The following is a 16189-nucleotide window of genomic DNA, read 5'->3' as shown; positions in this document are numbered from 1 at the left end:
AGCGACTGCGGCGCGGGAATATAATGAGCATTACAATGATCTCCATTCTCGACGATCCTCTTGTCTCCACCGAATGGCTGGCCGCGCATCTTGGTGACGTCAAGGTCATCGATGCCTCGTTCAAGATGCCCGGCGTGCTACCGCTGGCTGTCGATGATTTTCACGCCACGCACATTCCCGGCGCGGTGTTCTTCGATGTCGATGCCGTATCGGATCGTGCGTCGCCACTTCCGCATATGTATCCGGATGCTGCGCAGTTCGCGCGTGATGTCGGCGCGCTGGGGGTTTCCTCGAAAGATACAGTCGTTGTTTATGACTTTGGAGGCTGGGTTGCCGCGCCGCGGGTGTGGTGGATGTTCCTGTCGTTCGGTCACGCCGATGTCCGGGTACTTGACGGCGGCCTGAAAAAATGGCGCGCGGAAAACCGCCCGGTCGAATCCGGTAAAGTTTCGCCGAAGCCGGGCCATTTCAACGCGACCTTCGATCCGCTTTATGTGCGCGGTCAAGCTCAGCTCATGAGCAACCTGTCGTCGGGTCGCGAGCAGCTTGTCGATGCGCGCGCGGCTGGTCGCTTCACCGGCGCCGTAGCGGAGCCGAGAGCCGGGCTGCGTTCAGGTCACATTCCCGGCAGCCGCAACCTGCCGTACAACGAGCTGTTCGATCCTGGGACCGGCGCTATGAAGCCGCTGGACGATATTCGTGCCGCGTTTACTCGCGTCGGGGTGGATTTGGCAAAGCCCGTCGTCACCACCTGCGGCTCGGGGGTTTCGGCCGCGGTGCTGACGCTTGCGCTCTACCGACTCGGGGTGCGGGGCTCGGCGCTCTACGACGGGTCATGGTCGGAGTGGGGATTGAGTGAGGGTCCGCCGATCGCTACCGGACCTGCCTGAACAGGCTCACTCCAATTCGAGCGGCGACCCCAAAAGCATGGGTTGCGATGAACGATCTGACTGCCGGATCGCACTGCGATGGTGATGTTTCTTAGCAGCACGCCGTGGTTTCGTGGACGATCGTTTGGTGGTGGGCGTCGCCGGATCGGCGACCTGCGTTTTCTGTACAGGACGGCTTGCCGGCAGGGGTGGCTTGGAATGCTCTCCGAACGGCGATGTCATCGTTTCCGTGACACCGGATGTTTTTCCGTCAGTTGAGGATGCGTCGCTTTTCGCGACCGCGGGTTTGACGGCCTCGTCTGCCTCGTCTGCCGTCTCGCTGCCTCGCGCTGGCTCCGATAGTTCTGGCGCAGCGGTATTGGCGGGAGGTGTCGTGTCCGCTATCGCGGGGACGGGCTCCGATCGTGATGGAGAAGCTGCCGGCTTGTCAGTATCGGCCGGAGCAGAAGGTGCGTCCGTGGCAGGAGGCGTATCGGCCCCGGATTCCGGCTGCGCATCCGATAAAGGCGTCACCGTGTGCTGTGCGTCGGCCTGGTTTGATTCCGGTGTTGCAGGTTTGGCGGCGGGTGTATCGACCTGCAGCACGGCCAACGTAGGCTGTTCGGCTTCTTTTGATCCAAACGTGACTTCGGGCATCGGCTTGAGAGGCAGACTTGCGAACTCTTCGTGGGTTGCTCGCAGCAAAGCTGCGGCCCCCAAGCCGAAGATCAGCATTGAGATCGCCAGCGTGACCGCAACGAATAGGGAACGAAAGCCGGGTAGCATGGGTGTGGTTGCGCCTTCCCCGCGCGTCTACGACGGTGATCGGGCCATCAGAACGCAATTGAACACACGCCTGATCGACAGGTTGTACGAATCAGGGCCTATCGAGAATACCGCAAGGGACGCGGTCGTGCGCTCCAAAAATCCACCGCAACAATCGCCCGTCGAAAGTTTGCAGGAAATAGTGAGGCCTGGAGGACACGGTTCGCCACGATCTGGAATTATGACCGAATCGGGGAGGCTTTTGTCTGAATCGTCTTGAATGCGCCGCTATCCTGCGCGATGTGGCCGTTAACGATCCGGTGTCTTGTTGGATTTATACAAGGGCGATGATGATCAAACGCATTCTGACGGTTTTTGCGGCGATCGTAGCTGGCGCAGCGGGAACCTCGTTAGCCTCGGCGCAGGGATACCCGCCCCCGCCGAGCCCGATCTATTCCACGCCGCCCTCCGCTTATCCGGACGAAGATGACCGTCAAAGAGGAGCCGATGCGGTTCCCAGTTTCGATCCGGTTGACGACCAATCGGCGCAGCGCGACAATTCCGCAGCGTTGACACCGCCTGGCCCCGTGATGTCGCCGGATGATCCGCGTTACGGTCGCTCCAGTTCCACGCCGGTCTATTCGACTCGCGACCTTCCGCCAGGCCCGGTGATGTCGCCCGAGGATCCTCGTTACGGGCAGCCCGGCCCCCCACAGTATCAAGCTCCGACGCGTATGCCGGAAACGGTCGCTTCGACCGGCGGAGCGACTGACGGCCTCACGCCGCCGGCTCCGGTGGGTGCGGACGGTAGGCCGGCCCCAATGTCGGCGCTGCCGCCGGACGAGCAGCCGGAGGCTGATCAGGGCGGTGAGAAACAGCTGGCGCCGAGACTGCGCCGCAAGGAAGTCACGTTCGCCACCAAAGAGCCGGCGGGCACCATCGTGGTCGATACGTCAAATACGCATCTGTACTACATACTCGGTAATAATCGCGCGATCCGCTATGGCGTGCGCGTTGGCCGCGACGGCTTCACCTGGGCCGGCGTGCAGAAGATCAGCCGCAAGGCTGAGTGGCCGGACTGGCATCCGCCGACCGAAATGATCGAACGTCAGCCTTATCTGCCGCGCTTCATGGCAGGCGGTCCGGGCAATCCGTTGGGCGCGCGCGCCATGTATCTCGGTTCGACAGTATTTCGCATCCATGGCACCAATCAGCCTTCGACGATCGGCAAGTTCGTCTCTTCAGGTTGCATCGGGATGCTCAACGAGGATGTGTCGGATCTGTTTGATCGTGTGAAGGTCGGTACGCGGGTTGTCGTGCTGCCCGGCGGTCCACCGCACACCGATACGACGGCTTCCACCCAGCCGGCTCCGGGATCGAGCGCGGCGCCGACTCCGCAGCCGCCGCAGACAGCGAGCTTGCCCGGAACCCAGCCAACCTCGGTGCCGCCGCTGCCGGCGCCGGTTACGATCCGATAGGCGCAGCGCTTAAGCCGCGCCTGCGTAACGGTTTTGCTGCGCGGCTCTCTTAGAGCCTTCCGCTTCTGACAGAGTCAGAAGCGTGACTCTATGATTTTGATCTGACGTGTTTTCTTCATGCGAACCCATTCCATCCTCGGGTCAAGTCCGAGGACATGCTTCGCTCGAAACACTTTTAACTCACCTTAACTCACCGCAGCGCGCGTACCCGTGCGCCCTTGAGCCACGCGGCGATATTCCCGACCATCTCGATGTAATAATGCCCGTAGTTCGGCGTGATCTCGCAGCCGGGATGAGGCGTCCTCAAGTGGCGATCGCGCCTGCGGAGCGGATGATTGAGGTGCAGGGCTTTCTGCGAGAAGGTATTCGGTCGGGGATCGGCGATCGAACGTTCCCTCGTCTTCGCTTCGGCGATCGACGCGGTCATATGCGATGTTGCGTGATGCCAACTGCGGATGCGCGGCCTAGTCATTGGGCGCTCGCTCGCCGTGCTTGGCACGCCACGCGGGTCCGGGTCCGCGCATGTAATGCAGTTCGGGCCGGTAGGAGCTGAACGCGATCGCGGTGAATTCGCGCCATAACGCGCGAATGCCGTGAAGTCCTCCGCGCGGATGATCCTGTCTTTCGGTCCGGTTGGACGCTGACGCCGATACGCTGGTCGCCATGGTGTTACTGCCTTGTTGGGTCGCAAGCTTCCTGTTGGGAGGCCGACGATGGCGCTGGTCTCGCTATCCTTCACGGATTTAATTAAAAGGCGGTTCGAATGAGACGAAACGGAGTATTCCTTCCGTCAACCTTTCTGCGTGGTTAAGGCAAGGTTGCCCTTTCGCCACCGCGCGGCTACATCAGCGGCAGTAAACTTTCCAGAAAACGGCGCCTCCTGAATCCCGAAGTTCGGCCCCTGCGGCCTATCAGCGACGTGGATTCAAAAGAGGCGTACAACCTTCGGTCGGCGCGTGGCCTGGTTCAGAGGTTCCTGACGATTTCGCCGCAAGGCGGGAGAGAACGTCTGAACACCGCCGCGACGCTTTCAGGAATCACCTTTAGGAATCACGCTTTCAGGGATCACGATGGCGCGCCAGTTCATCTACTTCATGCAGGGCTTGTCCAAAACTTATCCGCCGAACCGGAAGGTGCTGGATAACATCCACCTGTCGTTCTATCCGGACGCCAAGATCGGCGTGCTCGGCGTCAACGGCTCGGGTAAATCGACGCTGCTGAAGATCATGGCGGGGCTCGACAAGGACTACACGGGCGAGGCCTGGGTCGCGGAAGGTGCCCGCGTCGGTTATCTTGAGCAGGAGCCGCAGCTCGATCCAGCCAAGACCGTGCGCGAAAACGTCATGGAGGGCGTCGCCAAGCAGAAGGCGATCCTCGATCGCTACAACGAACTGGCGATGAACTACTCCGACGAAACCGCCGACGAGATGACCAGGCTGCAGGATGAGATCGAGGCTGCGGGGTTGTGGGATCTCGACAGCAAGGTCGATCAGGCGATGGACGCACTGCGCTGCCCTCCCGATGATGCCGACGTGACGAAACTCTCCGGCGGCGAGCGCCGCCGCGTCGCGCTATGCAAGCTGCTGCTTGACCAGCCGGACCTCTTGCTGCTGGACGAACCGACCAACCATCTCGATGCTGAGTCGGTGTCGTGGCTCGAAAGTCATTTGCGCAATTATCCGGGCGCGATCCTGATCGTCACCCACGACCGCTACTTCCTCGACAACGTGACGGGATGGATCCTCGAACTCGATCGCGGCAAGGGTATTCCCTACGAGGGTAACTATTCGGCGTGGCTGAAGCAGAAGCAGAAGCGCCTCGAACAGGAAGGCCGCGAAGACGCCGCGCATCAGAAGACGCTGGCGCGCGAGCAGGAATGGATCGCCGCCTCGCCCAAGGCGCGGCAGGCGAAATCCAAGGCGCGCTACCAGCGCTACGAGGATCTGCTCAAGCAGGCCAGCGAGAAGCAGAGCCAGACGGCGCAGATCACCATTCCCGTCGCCGAGCGTCTCGGCCAGAACGTGGTCGATTTCGAGGGCCTGAGCAAAGGGTTTGGCGACCGCGAACTGATCGACGATCTGACCTTCAAGCTGCCGCCCGGAGGCATTGTCGGCGTGATCGGCGCCAACGGCGCCGGCAAAACCACGCTGTTCCGGATGATCACCAAGCAGGAGACGCCGGACAAGGGTACCATCACCATCGGCGAGAGCGTGCATCTTGGTTACGTCGACCAGTCGCGCGATAGCCTCGACGCGAAGAAGAACGTCTGGGAGGAGATATCCGGAGGGAACGAACAGATCCTGCTCGGCAAGCGCGAGGTGAACTCGCGCGGCTACTGCTCGTCATTCAATTTCAAGGGCGCGGATCAGCAGAAGAAGGTAGGCAGTTTGTCGGGCGGCGAGCGTAACCGCGTGCATCTGGCCAAGATGCTGAAGTCCGGCGCCAACGTGCTGCTACTCGACGAGCCGACCAACGATCTCGACGTCGATACGCTGCGCGCGCTGGAAGAGGCGCTCGAGGATTTCGCTGGCTGCGCCGTCATCATCAGCCACGACCGCTGGTTTCTCGATCGCATCGCCACGCATATCCTTGCCTTCGAAGGCGACAGCCATGTCGAATGGTTCGAGGGCAACTTCCAGGACTACGAGAAGGACAAGATGCGGCGGCTCGGTCAGGACAGCATCATCCCGCACCGCGTGAAATATAAGAAGCTGACGCGGTGAGAAGAGTGGTAACGCATTGGCGGCCTGGACTCCTTAGCTCACTCCGACAAGCTTCTTGCGATGGATGACGTTGAACGGGACATAGCCTTGCGAGCTGAAGAATTTCTGCGCGTCGATATTGGCTGTCCAAGTGTCCAAAGCAATTTCGTCGATGCCTTCTGAATAGCACGCTGTTCAATATGGCGGCTACGCCACGACGACGAGCTTCTGGCATGACCGAAGGCGAAGCTGTGTGACCGTCTGCTTTCCACCTGCAGCCTCAACCCCAGACACCGCCGACTCTCCGGGTTTTTAGAGGAGGGCGTCAAAATAGCCCCGATGCGCCAGCGGCGTAAGTGGTAGGGACGGACGATCTATCGGACCGATCCCCCAGGCGTCAATATGGAACCAAATCGGCCCGCCGATCATTGATGGCAGGAATATCGGGGTCATCGGCGGTGAGTCTGGATCTGGACGCGAGGGTAGCGCCGCTGGTGGCGAGGGGAGGCTTCGGTGATCGGGCGCTCACAGCGGTCATCGTCGCGGCGCTCGTCATCTGCGGCCTCTATGTGGGGCGCGAGATTTTCGTTCCGATCGTGCTGGCCGTTCTCTTGAGCTTCGTGCTCGCCCCGCTGGTGGACATTCTCGAGCGATGGCATTTCCCGCGCCCTGCCAGCGTGCCCGTGGTGGTGCTGCTTGCTTTTATCGCAATCTTCGCCCTCGGCGGCCTGATCGTGAGAGAGGTTAGAGGCCTCGCAGAGAGCCTGCCGCGGTACCAGCAAACCATGCAGCAAAAGATCAAATCGCTGCGGGCGCTGACGGCCACAGGGCCGCTGGATCGCGCGGCGGACCTTCTTCAGAGTCTGGGCAAGGAAATCAGCGGACCACAGCCGGTGCCGTCAGCGGCGGGTTCGCTGTCGTCCAAAGCGGTCGATCACGTTGAGCCTATACCGGTCGAGGTGCGTTCGCCCCCGCAGTCCGCCCTTGAGAATATATCGGCGCTCATCAGCCCGTTGCTGCATCCGCTGGCAACCGTGGGCATCGTAATCGTATTCGTGATCTTCATCCTGTTCCAGCGAGAGGATCTACGCAACCGCTTCATCAAGCTCGCAGGATCGAATGATCTGCAGTCCGCGACCGCGGCGATCGACGACGCGGCCAGCCGCCTCAGCCGTCTTTTCCTGACGCAGGTCCTGCTTAACGCCGGATTCGGCGTGATCGTGGCCGCCGGACTGCTGTTGATCGGCGTTCCCAGCGCCATCCTCTGGGGAATTCTGGCCGCGATCATGCGGTTCGTGCCCTATGTCGGGCCTTTCATCGCGGCGTTTTTTCCCCTGACCCTGGCTATCGCGGTCGATCCCGGTTGGTCGATGTTGCTGTGGAGCGGGTCGCTCATTCTCCTGACGGAGCTTCTGGTCGGACAGGCTGTCGAGCCTTTGCTCGTGGGACACAGCAGCGGATTGTCGCCGGTGGCCGTCGTGGTCGCGGCGACGTTCTGGACCGCGCTGTGGGGACCGATCGGACTTGTTCTCGCGACCCCTCTGACGATCTGCCTCGTCGTGCTTGGCCGCCATGTCGAGCAACTCAGGTTTCTGGACATTCTGCTGGGGGATCGTCCGGCCCTGTCGCCGCAGGAGCTATTCTATCAGCGCATGCTGGCCAACGATCCGCCGGAGGCCGTTGAGATGGCCGAGAAGTTCTTGAAGGAGCGCTCGCTCGCCGAATATTATGAAAACGTCGCGTTGAATGGCCTGATGCTGGCGCAGGCTGATCTTAAACGCGACCGCTTGTCGCCAGACCGCCTTGCCGCAATCAGGGATAGCGTCGCCGAGGTCATCGACGGACTGGCTTCGGAATTCGATGACGTGATGGAGGGCCGTCAACCGAAGAACGGAGCCCCCACTGATGCAGCGGACGTGGCGGCGGGTACACCGATGCCGGAGCTGCCGTTCATCATCCGCGAAGGACTGCCGGCCGAATGGCAGGCCGAACATCCGGTGCTCTGCGTCGCGCAGCGCAGCGATCTCGACGAAGCGGCTGCGATGTTTCTGGCTGAGATCTTGTCGAAACACGGTCTTGGGGCGCGAGCCGCCAGGAAAGAGGAGACGTCGCCGAGCGGGATCTTCCAGCTTGACGCCTCGGGCGTGATGCTCGTGTGCATCTCGACGCTCGATGACGGCGGCACGGCGCAAACGCGTCATCTGCTGCGCAAGCTTCGCCGCAAGATGCCGCGGGTGCGCATCCTCGTTTGTTGCTGGGGATGCACCAACAGCGGAATGACGAAAGACCACCTCAAGGCCGACGCGGTCGCAGACAATCTGGGGGAAGCCGCCGCTTATTGTCTGTCGCTGGTCGACCAAACGGCCGCACACGATATTATACACAAGGATGCTGCATGCTCGCTGGAGTCTGGACCACAGATCCCGTCAAAGCAGACCGAGGGGAGTGCCGATCGCCGGGACTCTCCGCTACGCACATCTTCCCTCCGTGATCGGCGTTGATCGCCGATCTTGGTTGATGTCGAAAGGAGGACCTGTAGACGCGATGGACGATTGGAGCGCCCAGCAATATCTGAAATTCGAGGATGAGCGAACGCGGCCATCCCGCGATCTGTTAGCTCAGGTTCCCCTTAACGCGCCGCGTAAGGCCGTCGATATCGGCTGCGGTCCCGGTAATTCTACCGAATTGCTGGTCGAGCGCTGGCCGCAGACCGAGATCATCGGGATCGATACATCCGCCGACATGCTGCGGCAGGCGCGCAACCGGCTGCCAGGCCACACATTTATAGAAGCCAACGTCGCGCATTGGGTCCCGCCGGCGAACACCGACCTACTGTTTGCCAATGCGATCTTCCAGTGGGTGCCGGATCATCTGTCTCAGTTGCAGCGACTGTTGAGCGTACTTCCGGCAGGCGCCGTGTTAGCTCTGCAAATGCCCGACAATCTCGATGAGCCAAGTCATGTGATGATGCGCGAGGTGGCTCATTCGGGACCTTGGCGAGAAAGACTTGCGGACGCCGCGCGGGCGAAAGACCTGCTGGCGCGGCCTGGAGCTTATTACGACGCATTGCAGCCGTTGTGCGAACGCATCGAGATCTGGCACACGATTTATAATCATATCCTTGAAGACACCACGGCAATCGTCGAATGGGTCAAGGGTACGGGATTACGGCCGTTCCTCGGTCCGCTGGAGCCGATGGAAAGGAAGGAGTTCCTGCGTGAATATTCCGCGCGGATCGCTGCCGCTTATCCGCTGCAGGCGGACGGCAAGGTGCTGCTGCGATTCCCGCGCATTTTCGTGGTCGCGATCAGATAAGTCGTGGTTTTGAGCAAGTCAGGCCGGAGTGCTCGCGTTGCATTTTGTCGCGGCCGGACGTCTCGATTCCGTCACAGGGAATCGAATAAAACGCTCTCCCGTCACAACGAGACCCATAATGTCCCCGATGCCTGAATCTCCGGCCCCGAAGGCTGCTTTCACTGCCCTTCGCCCGCTGCCGATGTTGATCTTTTCCTCGCGCTGGCTTCAGCTTCCGCTTTATATTGGCCTGATCATTGCCCAAGGGGTTTATGTCGTCCTGTTTCTGAAAGAACTGTGGCATCTCATCGGGCACTCGTTCGACTTTTCCGAACAGCAGATCATGCTGGTGGTGCTTGGCCTCATCGACGTGGTGATGATCTCGAATCTTCTGGTGATGGTCATCGTCGGCGGCTACGAGACCTTCGTGTCGCGGCTCAATCTCGAAGGCCATCCCGACGAGCCGGAGTGGCTCGGCCATGTCAACGCGAGCGTTCTCAAGATCAAGCTCGCGATGGCGATCATCGGCATCTCGTCGATCCATCTCTTGCGGACCTTCATCGAGGCCGGAAACCTTGGAACCGAGCGCGCCGTGAACTATACCCAAACCGGCGTGATGTGGCAGACTATCATCCACGTCGTGTTCATTTTTTCGGCAATCGGCATTGCGCTTGCGGATCGTATCGCGAATGAGGGGAATGTATCGAACGGCGAGGCGAGGCATTAGCATGGCGGTGACCGCCGCAGGCATTTCGCGATGGTCGTCGCTCGGGATCTTGATCCTGTTGGCGCTCACTCTTGGATCTGTCGTGTCGCCGGTGCACGCGGCGGACGACGGCTTCACGCGTTTCCTCGCCGCGGTCTGGCCGGAGGCGCAGCAGGCAGGCGTTTCGCGCGCGACGTTCGATTCCGTCACAGCCGGACTCGAGCCTGACTATAAGCTGCCTGACCTCATCCTGCCCGGTCGGCCCGCGACCGGTGCGCCGTCGCAGGCGGAATTCGTTCAGGTGCCGGCGGATTATCTCAAGGAGAGCAGCATCGCGGGGCTGGCGGCTGAAGGGCGGCGGCTGATGCGGAAAAACGAATCGACGTTGGACGCGATCGAAAAGCGTTTCGGCGTACCCGCCACCATCATCCTTGCGATCTGGGGCCGGGAAACCGATTACGGTCGCTACACACTGCCTTACGATGCGATGCGCGTGCTGGCGACCCAGGCTTATGTCGGCCGCCGCAAGGATCAGTATCGTAACGAATTCATCGAAGGACTGCTGTTGCTGCAGCGCGGTGCTGTCTCGCGCAAGAATTTCCGCGCGTCGTGGGGCGGGGCCACCGGGCTGACTCAGTTCCTGCCGTCCGAACTTGCTAAGCATGGCGTCGATTTTGATGGCGACGGCCGCATCGACATCTGGTCCTCGGTGCCCGATGCGCTGGCCTCGGCCGCGCAGCAACTTGTCAACAAGGGCTGGCAGCCGGGACTGCGCTGGGCCTACGAGGTACGTGCACCGGAGAACGCCGATTGCACGGAAGGCGTGCCCGAGGTGAGGAAGCCGATCGATAAATGGCTGCGCGAGGGGTTCTTACCAGTGCGCGGACAAAAGCTGACCGCAGTTGAGCGGGAACAGTCGGCGTCGTTGCTGCAACCCGAGGGCAGTCATGGCCCGTCGTTCCTGACCACGGCGAACTACTTCGTCATCAAGGAATACAATTTCTCCGATCTCTATGTCCTGTTCGTCGGCCATCTCGCCGACCGCATGACCAGTCCGTTGCCTTTTGCGACACCGTGGTCGGCCTCGACGCAACTACGCAGCCGCGACGTCGAGGCGATGCAGCGCCATTTGACGCGGCTCGGTTTGTACAAGGACAAGATCGACGGCAAGGCCGGGATGCTGACGCGAGCGGCGCTCGGCGCCTATCAGAAGTCCGCTGGCCTCAAGGTGGACTGCTGGCCCAGTGACGGGGTGCTGCGCGCGATGAATGCGGCGCGCTGAAATCATCGCGTCACCAACGGAAACCCGGCCGCACCGCCGGGTTTCTCAGATCGGATTATCCGAACAATCGGATCAGTCGCACACCTGGACGCGACGGAAACGCCAGCCATATCCGTCCCAGAACCTCTCCCGCACCATTTGGCACGGCGGCCCGTCCACATAGGCCGGTGGAGGCGCGGCGTAGACTGGAGCCGGTGCGGCGTAGGCCGGGGGGCTGTTCGCGATTGCGCCGCCGATAATGGCACCGGCCGCCAGACCGCCGAGAACGCCGGCTGCCACCGCTCCCCCATCGCGAGCCTCTGCCTGCGGAGCCGTCGCTACTGAACCGGCCGCAACCGTGACAGCCGCGAGAATGGCAAAAACTGTTTTCTTCATCTTTCGAATCTCTCCTGAGGGGTCGCGCCGCGGTCGGCGCAGGGTTCAAGGTTACTCGCAATGCCGTGGTTCAAGCCGGCTGTTTCACCCGGTCAACCTTCGCAGGTCGGTCGCTGGAAAAAGCGGCTTTTTCAGGTTATCGCGCGCGGCATTCCGGAAAAACACCAACAATATGAACCGGAGCCGTTCATCAGATGGGATCAGCCGCACACCCGAACATTCCGGAGCCGCCAACCGTAGCCATCCCAAAAACGCTGCCTTTGCCAATAGCAGCCGGGGGTTGCGACATATCCCGGACCGTAATAGCCGTAGCCGGGTCCATAGTATCCCGGGCCGCCATAATAACCGGGGCCATAATATCCCGGACCGGCCAGTGCTCCGCCCACGATCGCGCCGCCGATCAGTCCGCCGGCGACCCCTGCCGCGATGCCGCCGCCGCCGGCCTTGGCTGCTTGAGGTGCGGCCACCGCTGCGACCATGGCAATCGTCGCCAATGCCACCAATGTTCTTTTCATGGCTTCACCTTTCTCATCAATCGATACCGCAGTGCGTCTGTCGAACGAAGATTCCCACAGCCGGTTTGAACGATCAATGAACGAAGTAACTGAATCCCGCCACGATACGGACCCAAGTGTGACGATTAAATGATGAATATCAATATGTTATGGTAATTCCGGAGCTGCCGCCCGCGGCGGCTTTTCGGGCAACTTGGAATAGTTTGAAATAGCGGGTTTTCCCTTTGCGTTTCGCGAGGCGGTCCAACAATATCGGCCCGTTCGCATGTGGCAATCGGGTACCGTTTCATGATTGTGTGTTCTTGTAACGTACTAACCGATCAAGACGTCCGCTCAGCCGTGACGGGAACAGACGACCTGCGGCGCTCGCCGAAGCAGGTTTACGGATGTCTCGGATGCAGCGCGGAATGCGGACGGTGTGCCCGGACGATCAGGACCATCATCAAGGAAGCGCTCGGCGCCTGCGCCCGGCGATGTTGCGACGGGTGTCCCCACTCTGCGATGGAAGCAGAAGCCAAACAAACTCACACCGAAATCACTCTTTGACCTTCTGGATAGCGGCATTTGGATAGCAGCCCAGCATTTTTGGGGGTTGTCGCGCGGCCGAATCTCATTTAGAATTATTCTAAATTAGGTGAAAGCCGGCGATAGTCGGCCGCCGGCCTTAAGGCACAGACAACAGGAGCTGCTTCATGAAGGGCGACCCGAAGGTTATCGACTACCTGAACAAAGCGCTCCGCCACGAACTAACGGCGGTCAACCAGTATTGGTTGCATTACCGGCTGCTGGATAACTGGGGCATCAAGGATCTCGCGAAAAAATGGCGCGCGGAGTCCATCGAGGAAATGGAGCATGCCGACAAGTTGATCGACCGCATCATCTTCCTCGACGGCTTCCCGAACATGCAGGTGCTTGATCCCCTGCACATCGGCCAGAACGTCGGCGAGGTGATGGATTGCGATCTCAAGGCGGAGTATTCGGCCCGTGCTCTCTACGAAGAGGCGGCGACGCATTGCCACGCGGTGAAGGACTACGTCACCCGCGACATCTTCGAGAAGCTGATGAAGGACGAGGAAAGCCATATCGACTTCCTCGAAACCCAGATCGATCTCATCAAGAAGATCGGCGTCGAGCTCTATTCGCAGAAGCACATCGGCGAAATGGATCACGACTGATCCTCATTCGGTTCTCCATCGCAAAAGTCGGCGTCGTTGCGCGCCGGCTTTTTGCGTTTCTATGGATGCGCAAGAGCTTTTCCGCTTGAGGGATCTTGAAGCGGACCTTTAATTCTGATCGAGGCGTTCCTCACGCGAAGAGGTTCCTAGACAATAGCTCTCGTTAGCTAGCCAGCCGGATCGTGCTTCACCGCCCACAGAGCGAAGGCGTAGGCGAGGGCGATCTCGTCGAGCCGGTTAAAGCGGCCGGATGCGCCGCCATGTCCCGCGCCCATGTTAGTTCGCAACAGAACAGGCCCGCCTGAGGTCATGGTGGCGCGTAACCTTGCGATCCATTTCGCCGGCTCCCAATAGGTGACGCGCGGATCGGTCAGCCCGCCCATAGCGAGAATCGCCGGATAGTCCTTCGCCGCGACGTTCTCGTAAGGCGAATAGGACAGGATCGTGCGGAAATCTTTCTCGCTCACGATGGGGTTGCCCCATTCCGGCCATTCCGGCGGGGTCAGCGGCAGCGTGTCGTCGAGCATGGTGTTGAGCACGTCGACGAACGGCACTTCCGCGACGAGGCCGGCGAACAACTCGCCTGCGCGGTTGGCGACCGCGCCCATCAGCATGCCCCCGGCGCTGCCGCCGTGGCCGACGATGTTTTTGGCTGACGTATAGTTCGCCGCGATCACCGCGCGAGCACAGGCGGCGAAATCGTCGAAGCTGTTGGTTTTCTTCTCGCGCTTGCCGTCGAGATACCAGCCCCAGCCCTTGTCCGCGCCGCCGCGGATGTGCGCGATGGCATAGACGAAACCGCGGTCAACCAGCGACAGCCGGTTGGCCGAGAACGAAGCGGGCATGGCGTGACCATAGGAGCCGTAGCCGTAGAGCAGTAGCGGCGCGCGGCCATCCTGCGCGAAATCCTTGCGATGCAGGATCGAGACCGGCACTTCGGCGCCATCGTTCGCCTTGGCCATGATGCGGGTGGTGACATAGTCCGCTGGATCGTGCCCTGACGGAATCTCCTGGCGCTTGCGTAAGGTTCGCGAGCGGCTCGCCATGTCGTAATCGAACACCTCGGAAGGCGTCGTCATCGACGAATAGCTGAAGCGCAAGGTTGTGGTGTCGAACTCGTAGCCGCCATGGGTATCGAGCGAATAGGCAGCCTCGTCGAAGGCGATTGCGTGCTCATTTCCGGTCGCGAGATCGCGGACGACGATCGACGGCAACGCGTTGGCGCGCTCGAGCCGGACCATGTGACCGGAATAAAGCTCAAAGTCGATCACATAGGTGCCGGGCCGATACGGGATCAGGTCGCGCCAGTTCGCGCGGTCCGGCTCTGAGAGCGGCGCGGTCATGATCTTGAAGTCAATCGCGCCATCGGCGTTTGTGAGGATGAACAGTTCGTCGTTGCGATCGGCGACGGAATACTGCACGCCGACCTCGCGCACTGCGATCACGCGCAGTGCGGCCTCGGGCGCGGCGAGATCGATCAACCGCTGTTCGGACGTTTCATGATCGCCGCCGGCAATCACGCAGAAGCGGCCGCTCGCGCTCTCATGAATATGCGTGAACCAGCCGATATCCTGTTCTTCGTAAATCAGCACGTCATCGGATTGCGGTGTCCCGAGCCGGTGGCGGTAGACCTGCATCGGACGATGGTTGTCGTCGAGCTTGACGTAATAGAACGCGCGTGAGTCCGCGCTCCATACCACGCCGCCGTCGGTTTCCTCGATGACATCGGCAAGATCGGCGCCGCTGTCCCAGTCGCGGATACGGATCGTAAAATATTCCGAGCCGCGATCGTCGGCGCTCCACGCTTCCAGGTGATGATCCGGAGAATGACGGGCTTCGCCAAGCTGAAAAAATTTTTTGTTTTCTGCAAGCGCATCGCCATCGATAAGAAAACGGGCGTCGCCGCCGTGGCGCGGCTGCCGGCCGATCATCCGGTGCTGGCCGCCCTCCCGGTATTTTGTGAAATAGGCAAATGGCCCGTCGGGGGAGGGGACAGTGGAATCGTCCTCTTTGATGCGGCCGCGCATTTCGGCGACGAGCTGCTTTTGCAACGGCTCGGTCTGCGCCAGCACGGCGTTCGAATAGGCATTCTCAGCCTCAAGGTGGGCGCGGATTTCCGGCGCAAGCAGTGATGGCTCGCGAAGCACCTGCTGCCAGTTCGTATCTTTCAGCCAGGCGTAATCATCCGTCAGGGTGATGCCGTGATGCGTATAGTTATGTGAGCAGCGGTCGGCTTTCGGCGGTGTCGGTGTCGATGTCATGAAAAAAGGCGCCTGGTCGAAGCGCAGGTTGAGCGTGCGCGAGAACTGAACGTGATGTTTCGTTCATAGGAGGGCGCGCGCGCAACGGCAAGCCGGTGTGTCTCGAAAGTCCGATTTGATGCGGAGTTCGTAACCGGACGCGTCTATCATTCCGCCAAGGTTAGCCGTGATCGGGCACGTCGAGTCCCATGGTCGTGTACTGCCGAATCTTGTTGCGCAGCGTACGTACCGATACGCCCAGTACTCTTGCTGCGCGGGTGCGGTTGCCGTCGCAACGTGCCAGCGTTTGTAGCACGAGCTCCCGTTCGATTTCGTCGACCGTGGAGCCGACCAGCAGCGGAACCACTGCGTCCGGCGTGAGCGCAGCCTGATCCTGTACCGAACACTGGTCTTTGATCTGGAATTCCTGGTTCATCGGTGCCTCCCCGAAGTGCGGCTGGCGTCCAGCCGGCGGATTGAGACCCCCATCCCGGCGACAAGGCTGTTATGATATGGTTACCAGAACATTAACAATCCTGCATTCGTCGGAATTCCTCATAAAACAACGGGAAAACTACCGATCCTGCGCCAAAATGCGCGTAACAGTTGAATGTTAAGTCTAAAGCGATGCTAACGCGAAGTGTGTTTCCTGCCGTCGCAATTGCCGATTGCGACGTGCCCCCGCCAGGGACGGAGCCGATTCGCTCGGTTGGCCCGCGAACGGATCAGTTCCTGCTGCGAGCGACGTGCAGGATTGCACCCGCCTCGACTGCCTCTTACGCTTGCGA

16 protein-coding genes are annotated in these 16189 nt (G+C 60.7%); 9 read left to right on the top strand and 7 right to left on the bottom strand.

Annotation, left to right across the window (positions count from 1 at the left end; translation table 11 throughout):
• Positions 1 to 23 precede the first annotated feature (23 nt).
• Positions 24 to 890, top strand: coding sequence for a 3-mercaptopyruvate sulfurtransferase (gene sseA, locus AC1RT6_RS11300; RefSeq protein WP_244553515.1), 867 nt, complete (start codon positions 24 to 26; stop codon positions 888 to 890).
• Between the two features lie 6 nt (positions 891 to 896).
• Here sseA and AC1RT6_RS11295 read toward each other — a convergent pair whose 3' ends face one another.
• Complete coding sequence (locus tag AC1RT6_RS11295) at positions 897 to 1655, bottom strand: hypothetical protein (RefSeq protein ID WP_079447527.1); 759 nt, start codon at positions 1653 to 1655, stop codon at positions 897 to 899.
• 326 nt (positions 1656 to 1981) lie between these two features.
• Here AC1RT6_RS11295 and AC1RT6_RS11290 point away from each other — a divergent pair, with 326 nt between their 5' ends.
• Positions 1982 to 3112, top strand: a complete 1131-nt coding sequence (locus AC1RT6_RS11290) for a L,D-transpeptidase (protein WP_079447526.1) — start codon at positions 1982 to 1984, stop codon at positions 3110 to 3112.
• Between the two features lie 190 nt (positions 3113 to 3302).
• Here the strand turns inward: AC1RT6_RS11290 and AC1RT6_RS11285 are convergent, their stop codons facing one another.
• Both AC1RT6_RS11285 and AC1RT6_RS11280 read right to left on the bottom strand, forming a co-directional pair.
• Complete coding sequence (locus tag AC1RT6_RS11285) at positions 3303 to 3584, bottom strand: hypothetical protein (RefSeq protein WP_139372916.1); 282 nt, start codon at positions 3582 to 3584, stop codon at positions 3303 to 3305.
• A complete protein-coding gene (locus tag AC1RT6_RS11280) occupies positions 3577 to 3777 on the bottom strand; it encodes a hypothetical protein (protein WP_079447524.1) in 201 nt (66 codons plus the stop codon). Before AC1RT6_RS11280 ends, AC1RT6_RS11285 begins: the two co-directional genes overlap by 8 nt.
• 405 nt (positions 3778 to 4182) lie before the next feature.
• Here AC1RT6_RS11280 and ettA point away from each other — a divergent pair, with 405 nt between their 5' ends.
• The 5 genes from ettA (at position 4183) to AC1RT6_RS11255 (ending at position 11096) form a co-directional block, all read left to right on the top strand.
• Positions 4183 to 5835: an energy-dependent translational throttle protein EttA gene (gene ettA / locus AC1RT6_RS11275; RefSeq protein WP_079447523.1), complete on the top strand. Its 1653-nt coding sequence runs from the start codon at positions 4183 to 4185 to the stop codon at positions 5833 to 5835.
• Positions 5836 to 6245: 410 nt separating this feature from the next.
• Positions 6246 to 8315 (top strand): AI-2E family transporter, encoded by a 2070-nt coding sequence (locus tag AC1RT6_RS11270; RefSeq protein WP_493029494.1) that lies wholly within the window; start codon positions 6246 to 6248, stop codon positions 8313 to 8315.
• Between the two features lie 43 nt (positions 8316 to 8358).
• Positions 8359 to 9129, top strand: a complete 771-nt coding sequence (gene tam, locus AC1RT6_RS11265; RefSeq protein ID WP_079447521.1) for a trans-aconitate 2-methyltransferase — start codon at positions 8359 to 8361, stop codon at positions 9127 to 9129.
• Between the two features lie 118 nt (positions 9130 to 9247).
• Positions 9248 to 9835 (top strand): TIGR00645 family protein, encoded by a 588-nt coding sequence (locus tag AC1RT6_RS11260; RefSeq protein ID WP_079447520.1) that lies wholly within the window; start codon positions 9248 to 9250, stop codon positions 9833 to 9835.
• A gap of 1 nt (position 9836) precedes the next feature.
• Positions 9837 to 11096: a lytic murein transglycosylase gene (locus tag AC1RT6_RS11255; RefSeq protein WP_079447519.1), complete on the top strand. Its 1260-nt coding sequence runs from the start codon at positions 9837 to 9839 to the stop codon at positions 11094 to 11096.
• A gap of 72 nt (positions 11097 to 11168) precedes the next feature.
• On the opposite strand, the gene AC1RT6_RS11250 is transcribed toward AC1RT6_RS11255, so the two are convergent.
• Positions 11169 to 11471, bottom strand: a complete 303-nt coding sequence (locus AC1RT6_RS11250) for a hypothetical protein (protein WP_079447518.1) — start codon at positions 11469 to 11471, stop codon at positions 11169 to 11171.
• 200 nt (positions 11472 to 11671) lie between these two features.
• Positions 11672 to 11986 (bottom strand): hypothetical protein, encoded by a 315-nt coding sequence (locus AC1RT6_RS11245; protein WP_079447517.1) that lies wholly within the window; start codon positions 11984 to 11986, stop codon positions 11672 to 11674.
• Positions 11987 to 12274: 288 nt separating this feature from the next.
• On the opposite strand from AC1RT6_RS11245, the gene AC1RT6_RS11240 reads away from it, so the two are divergent.
• Together AC1RT6_RS11240 and bfr are read left to right on the top strand one after the other, a co-directional pair.
• Entirely contained in the window at positions 12275 to 12532 is a 258-nt protein-coding gene (locus AC1RT6_RS11240) for a (2Fe-2S)-binding protein (RefSeq protein ID WP_079447516.1), read from the top strand.
• 146 nt (positions 12533 to 12678) lie between these two features.
• A complete protein-coding gene (bfr, locus tag AC1RT6_RS11235; protein ID WP_079447515.1) occupies positions 12679 to 13161 on the top strand; it encodes a bacterioferritin in 483 nt (160 codons plus the stop codon).
• Between the two features lie 167 nt (positions 13162 to 13328).
• Here the strand turns inward: bfr and AC1RT6_RS11230 are convergent, their stop codons facing one another.
• Together AC1RT6_RS11230 and AC1RT6_RS11225 are read right to left on the bottom strand one after the other, a co-directional pair.
• Positions 13329 to 15422, bottom strand: coding sequence for a S9 family peptidase (locus AC1RT6_RS11230; RefSeq protein WP_079447514.1), 2094 nt, complete (start codon positions 15420 to 15422; stop codon positions 13329 to 13331).
• A gap of 160 nt (positions 15423 to 15582) precedes the next feature.
• Positions 15583 to 15837: a helix-turn-helix domain-containing protein gene (locus tag AC1RT6_RS11225; RefSeq protein WP_079447513.1), complete on the bottom strand. Its 255-nt coding sequence runs from the start codon at positions 15835 to 15837 to the stop codon at positions 15583 to 15585.
• Positions 15838 to 16189: the final 352 nt, after the last annotated feature.

This window comes from Nitrobacter sp. MLSD-S21 (assembly GCF_058809865.1).
Note: the sequence above shows the minus strand (reverse complement) of the source record. Positions and strands in the feature narration are given on the sequence as shown.

Excerpts from the sequence above, each read along its gene's own strand:
- AC1RT6_RS11255 (WP_079447519.1), top strand. The coding sequence starts at position 9,837 with ATGGCGGTGACCGCCGCAGGCATTTCGCGATGGTCGTCGCTCGGGATC.
- AC1RT6_RS11250 (WP_079447518.1), bottom strand. The coding sequence starts at position 11,471 with ATGAAGAAAACAGTTTTTGCCATTCTCGCGGCTGTCACGGTTGCGGCC.
- sseA (WP_244553515.1), top strand. The coding sequence starts at position 24 with ATGAGCATTACAATGATCTCCATTCTCGACGATCCTCTTGTCTCCACC.
- AC1RT6_RS11285 (WP_139372916.1), bottom strand. The coding sequence starts at position 3,584 with ATGACTAGGCCGCGCATCCGCAGTTGGCATCACGCAACATCGCATATG.
- AC1RT6_RS11270 (WP_493029494.1), top strand. The coding sequence starts at position 6,246 with ATGGCAGGAATATCGGGGTCATCGGCGGTGAGTCTGGATCTGGACGCG.
- AC1RT6_RS11230 (WP_079447514.1), bottom strand. The coding sequence starts at position 15,422 with ATGACATCGACACCGACACCGCCGAAAGCCGACCGCTGCTCACATAAC.
- AC1RT6_RS11240 (WP_079447516.1), top strand. The coding sequence starts at position 12,275 with ATGATTGTGTGTTCTTGTAACGTACTAACCGATCAAGACGTCCGCTCA.
- AC1RT6_RS11295 (WP_079447527.1), bottom strand. The coding sequence starts at position 1,655 with ATGCTACCCGGCTTTCGTTCCCTATTCGTTGCGGTCACGCTGGCGATC.
- bfr (WP_079447515.1), top strand. The coding sequence starts at position 12,679 with ATGAAGGGCGACCCGAAGGTTATCGACTACCTGAACAAAGCGCTCCGC.
- AC1RT6_RS11290 (WP_079447526.1), top strand. The coding sequence starts at position 1,982 with ATGATGATCAAACGCATTCTGACGGTTTTTGCGGCGATCGTAGCTGGC.
- AC1RT6_RS11225 (WP_079447513.1), bottom strand. The coding sequence starts at position 15,837 with ATGAACCAGGAATTCCAGATCAAAGACCAGTGTTCGGTACAGGATCAG.
- tam (WP_079447521.1), top strand. The coding sequence starts at position 8,359 with ATGGACGATTGGAGCGCCCAGCAATATCTGAAATTCGAGGATGAGCGA.
- AC1RT6_RS11260 (WP_079447520.1), top strand. The coding sequence starts at position 9,248 with ATGTCCCCGATGCCTGAATCTCCGGCCCCGAAGGCTGCTTTCACTGCC.
- AC1RT6_RS11280 (WP_079447524.1), bottom strand. The coding sequence starts at position 3,777 with ATGGCGACCAGCGTATCGGCGTCAGCGTCCAACCGGACCGAAAGACAG.
- ettA (WP_079447523.1), top strand. The coding sequence starts at position 4,183 with ATGGCGCGCCAGTTCATCTACTTCATGCAGGGCTTGTCCAAAACTTAT.
- AC1RT6_RS11245 (WP_079447517.1), bottom strand. The coding sequence starts at position 11,986 with ATGAAAAGAACATTGGTGGCATTGGCGACGATTGCCATGGTCGCAGCG.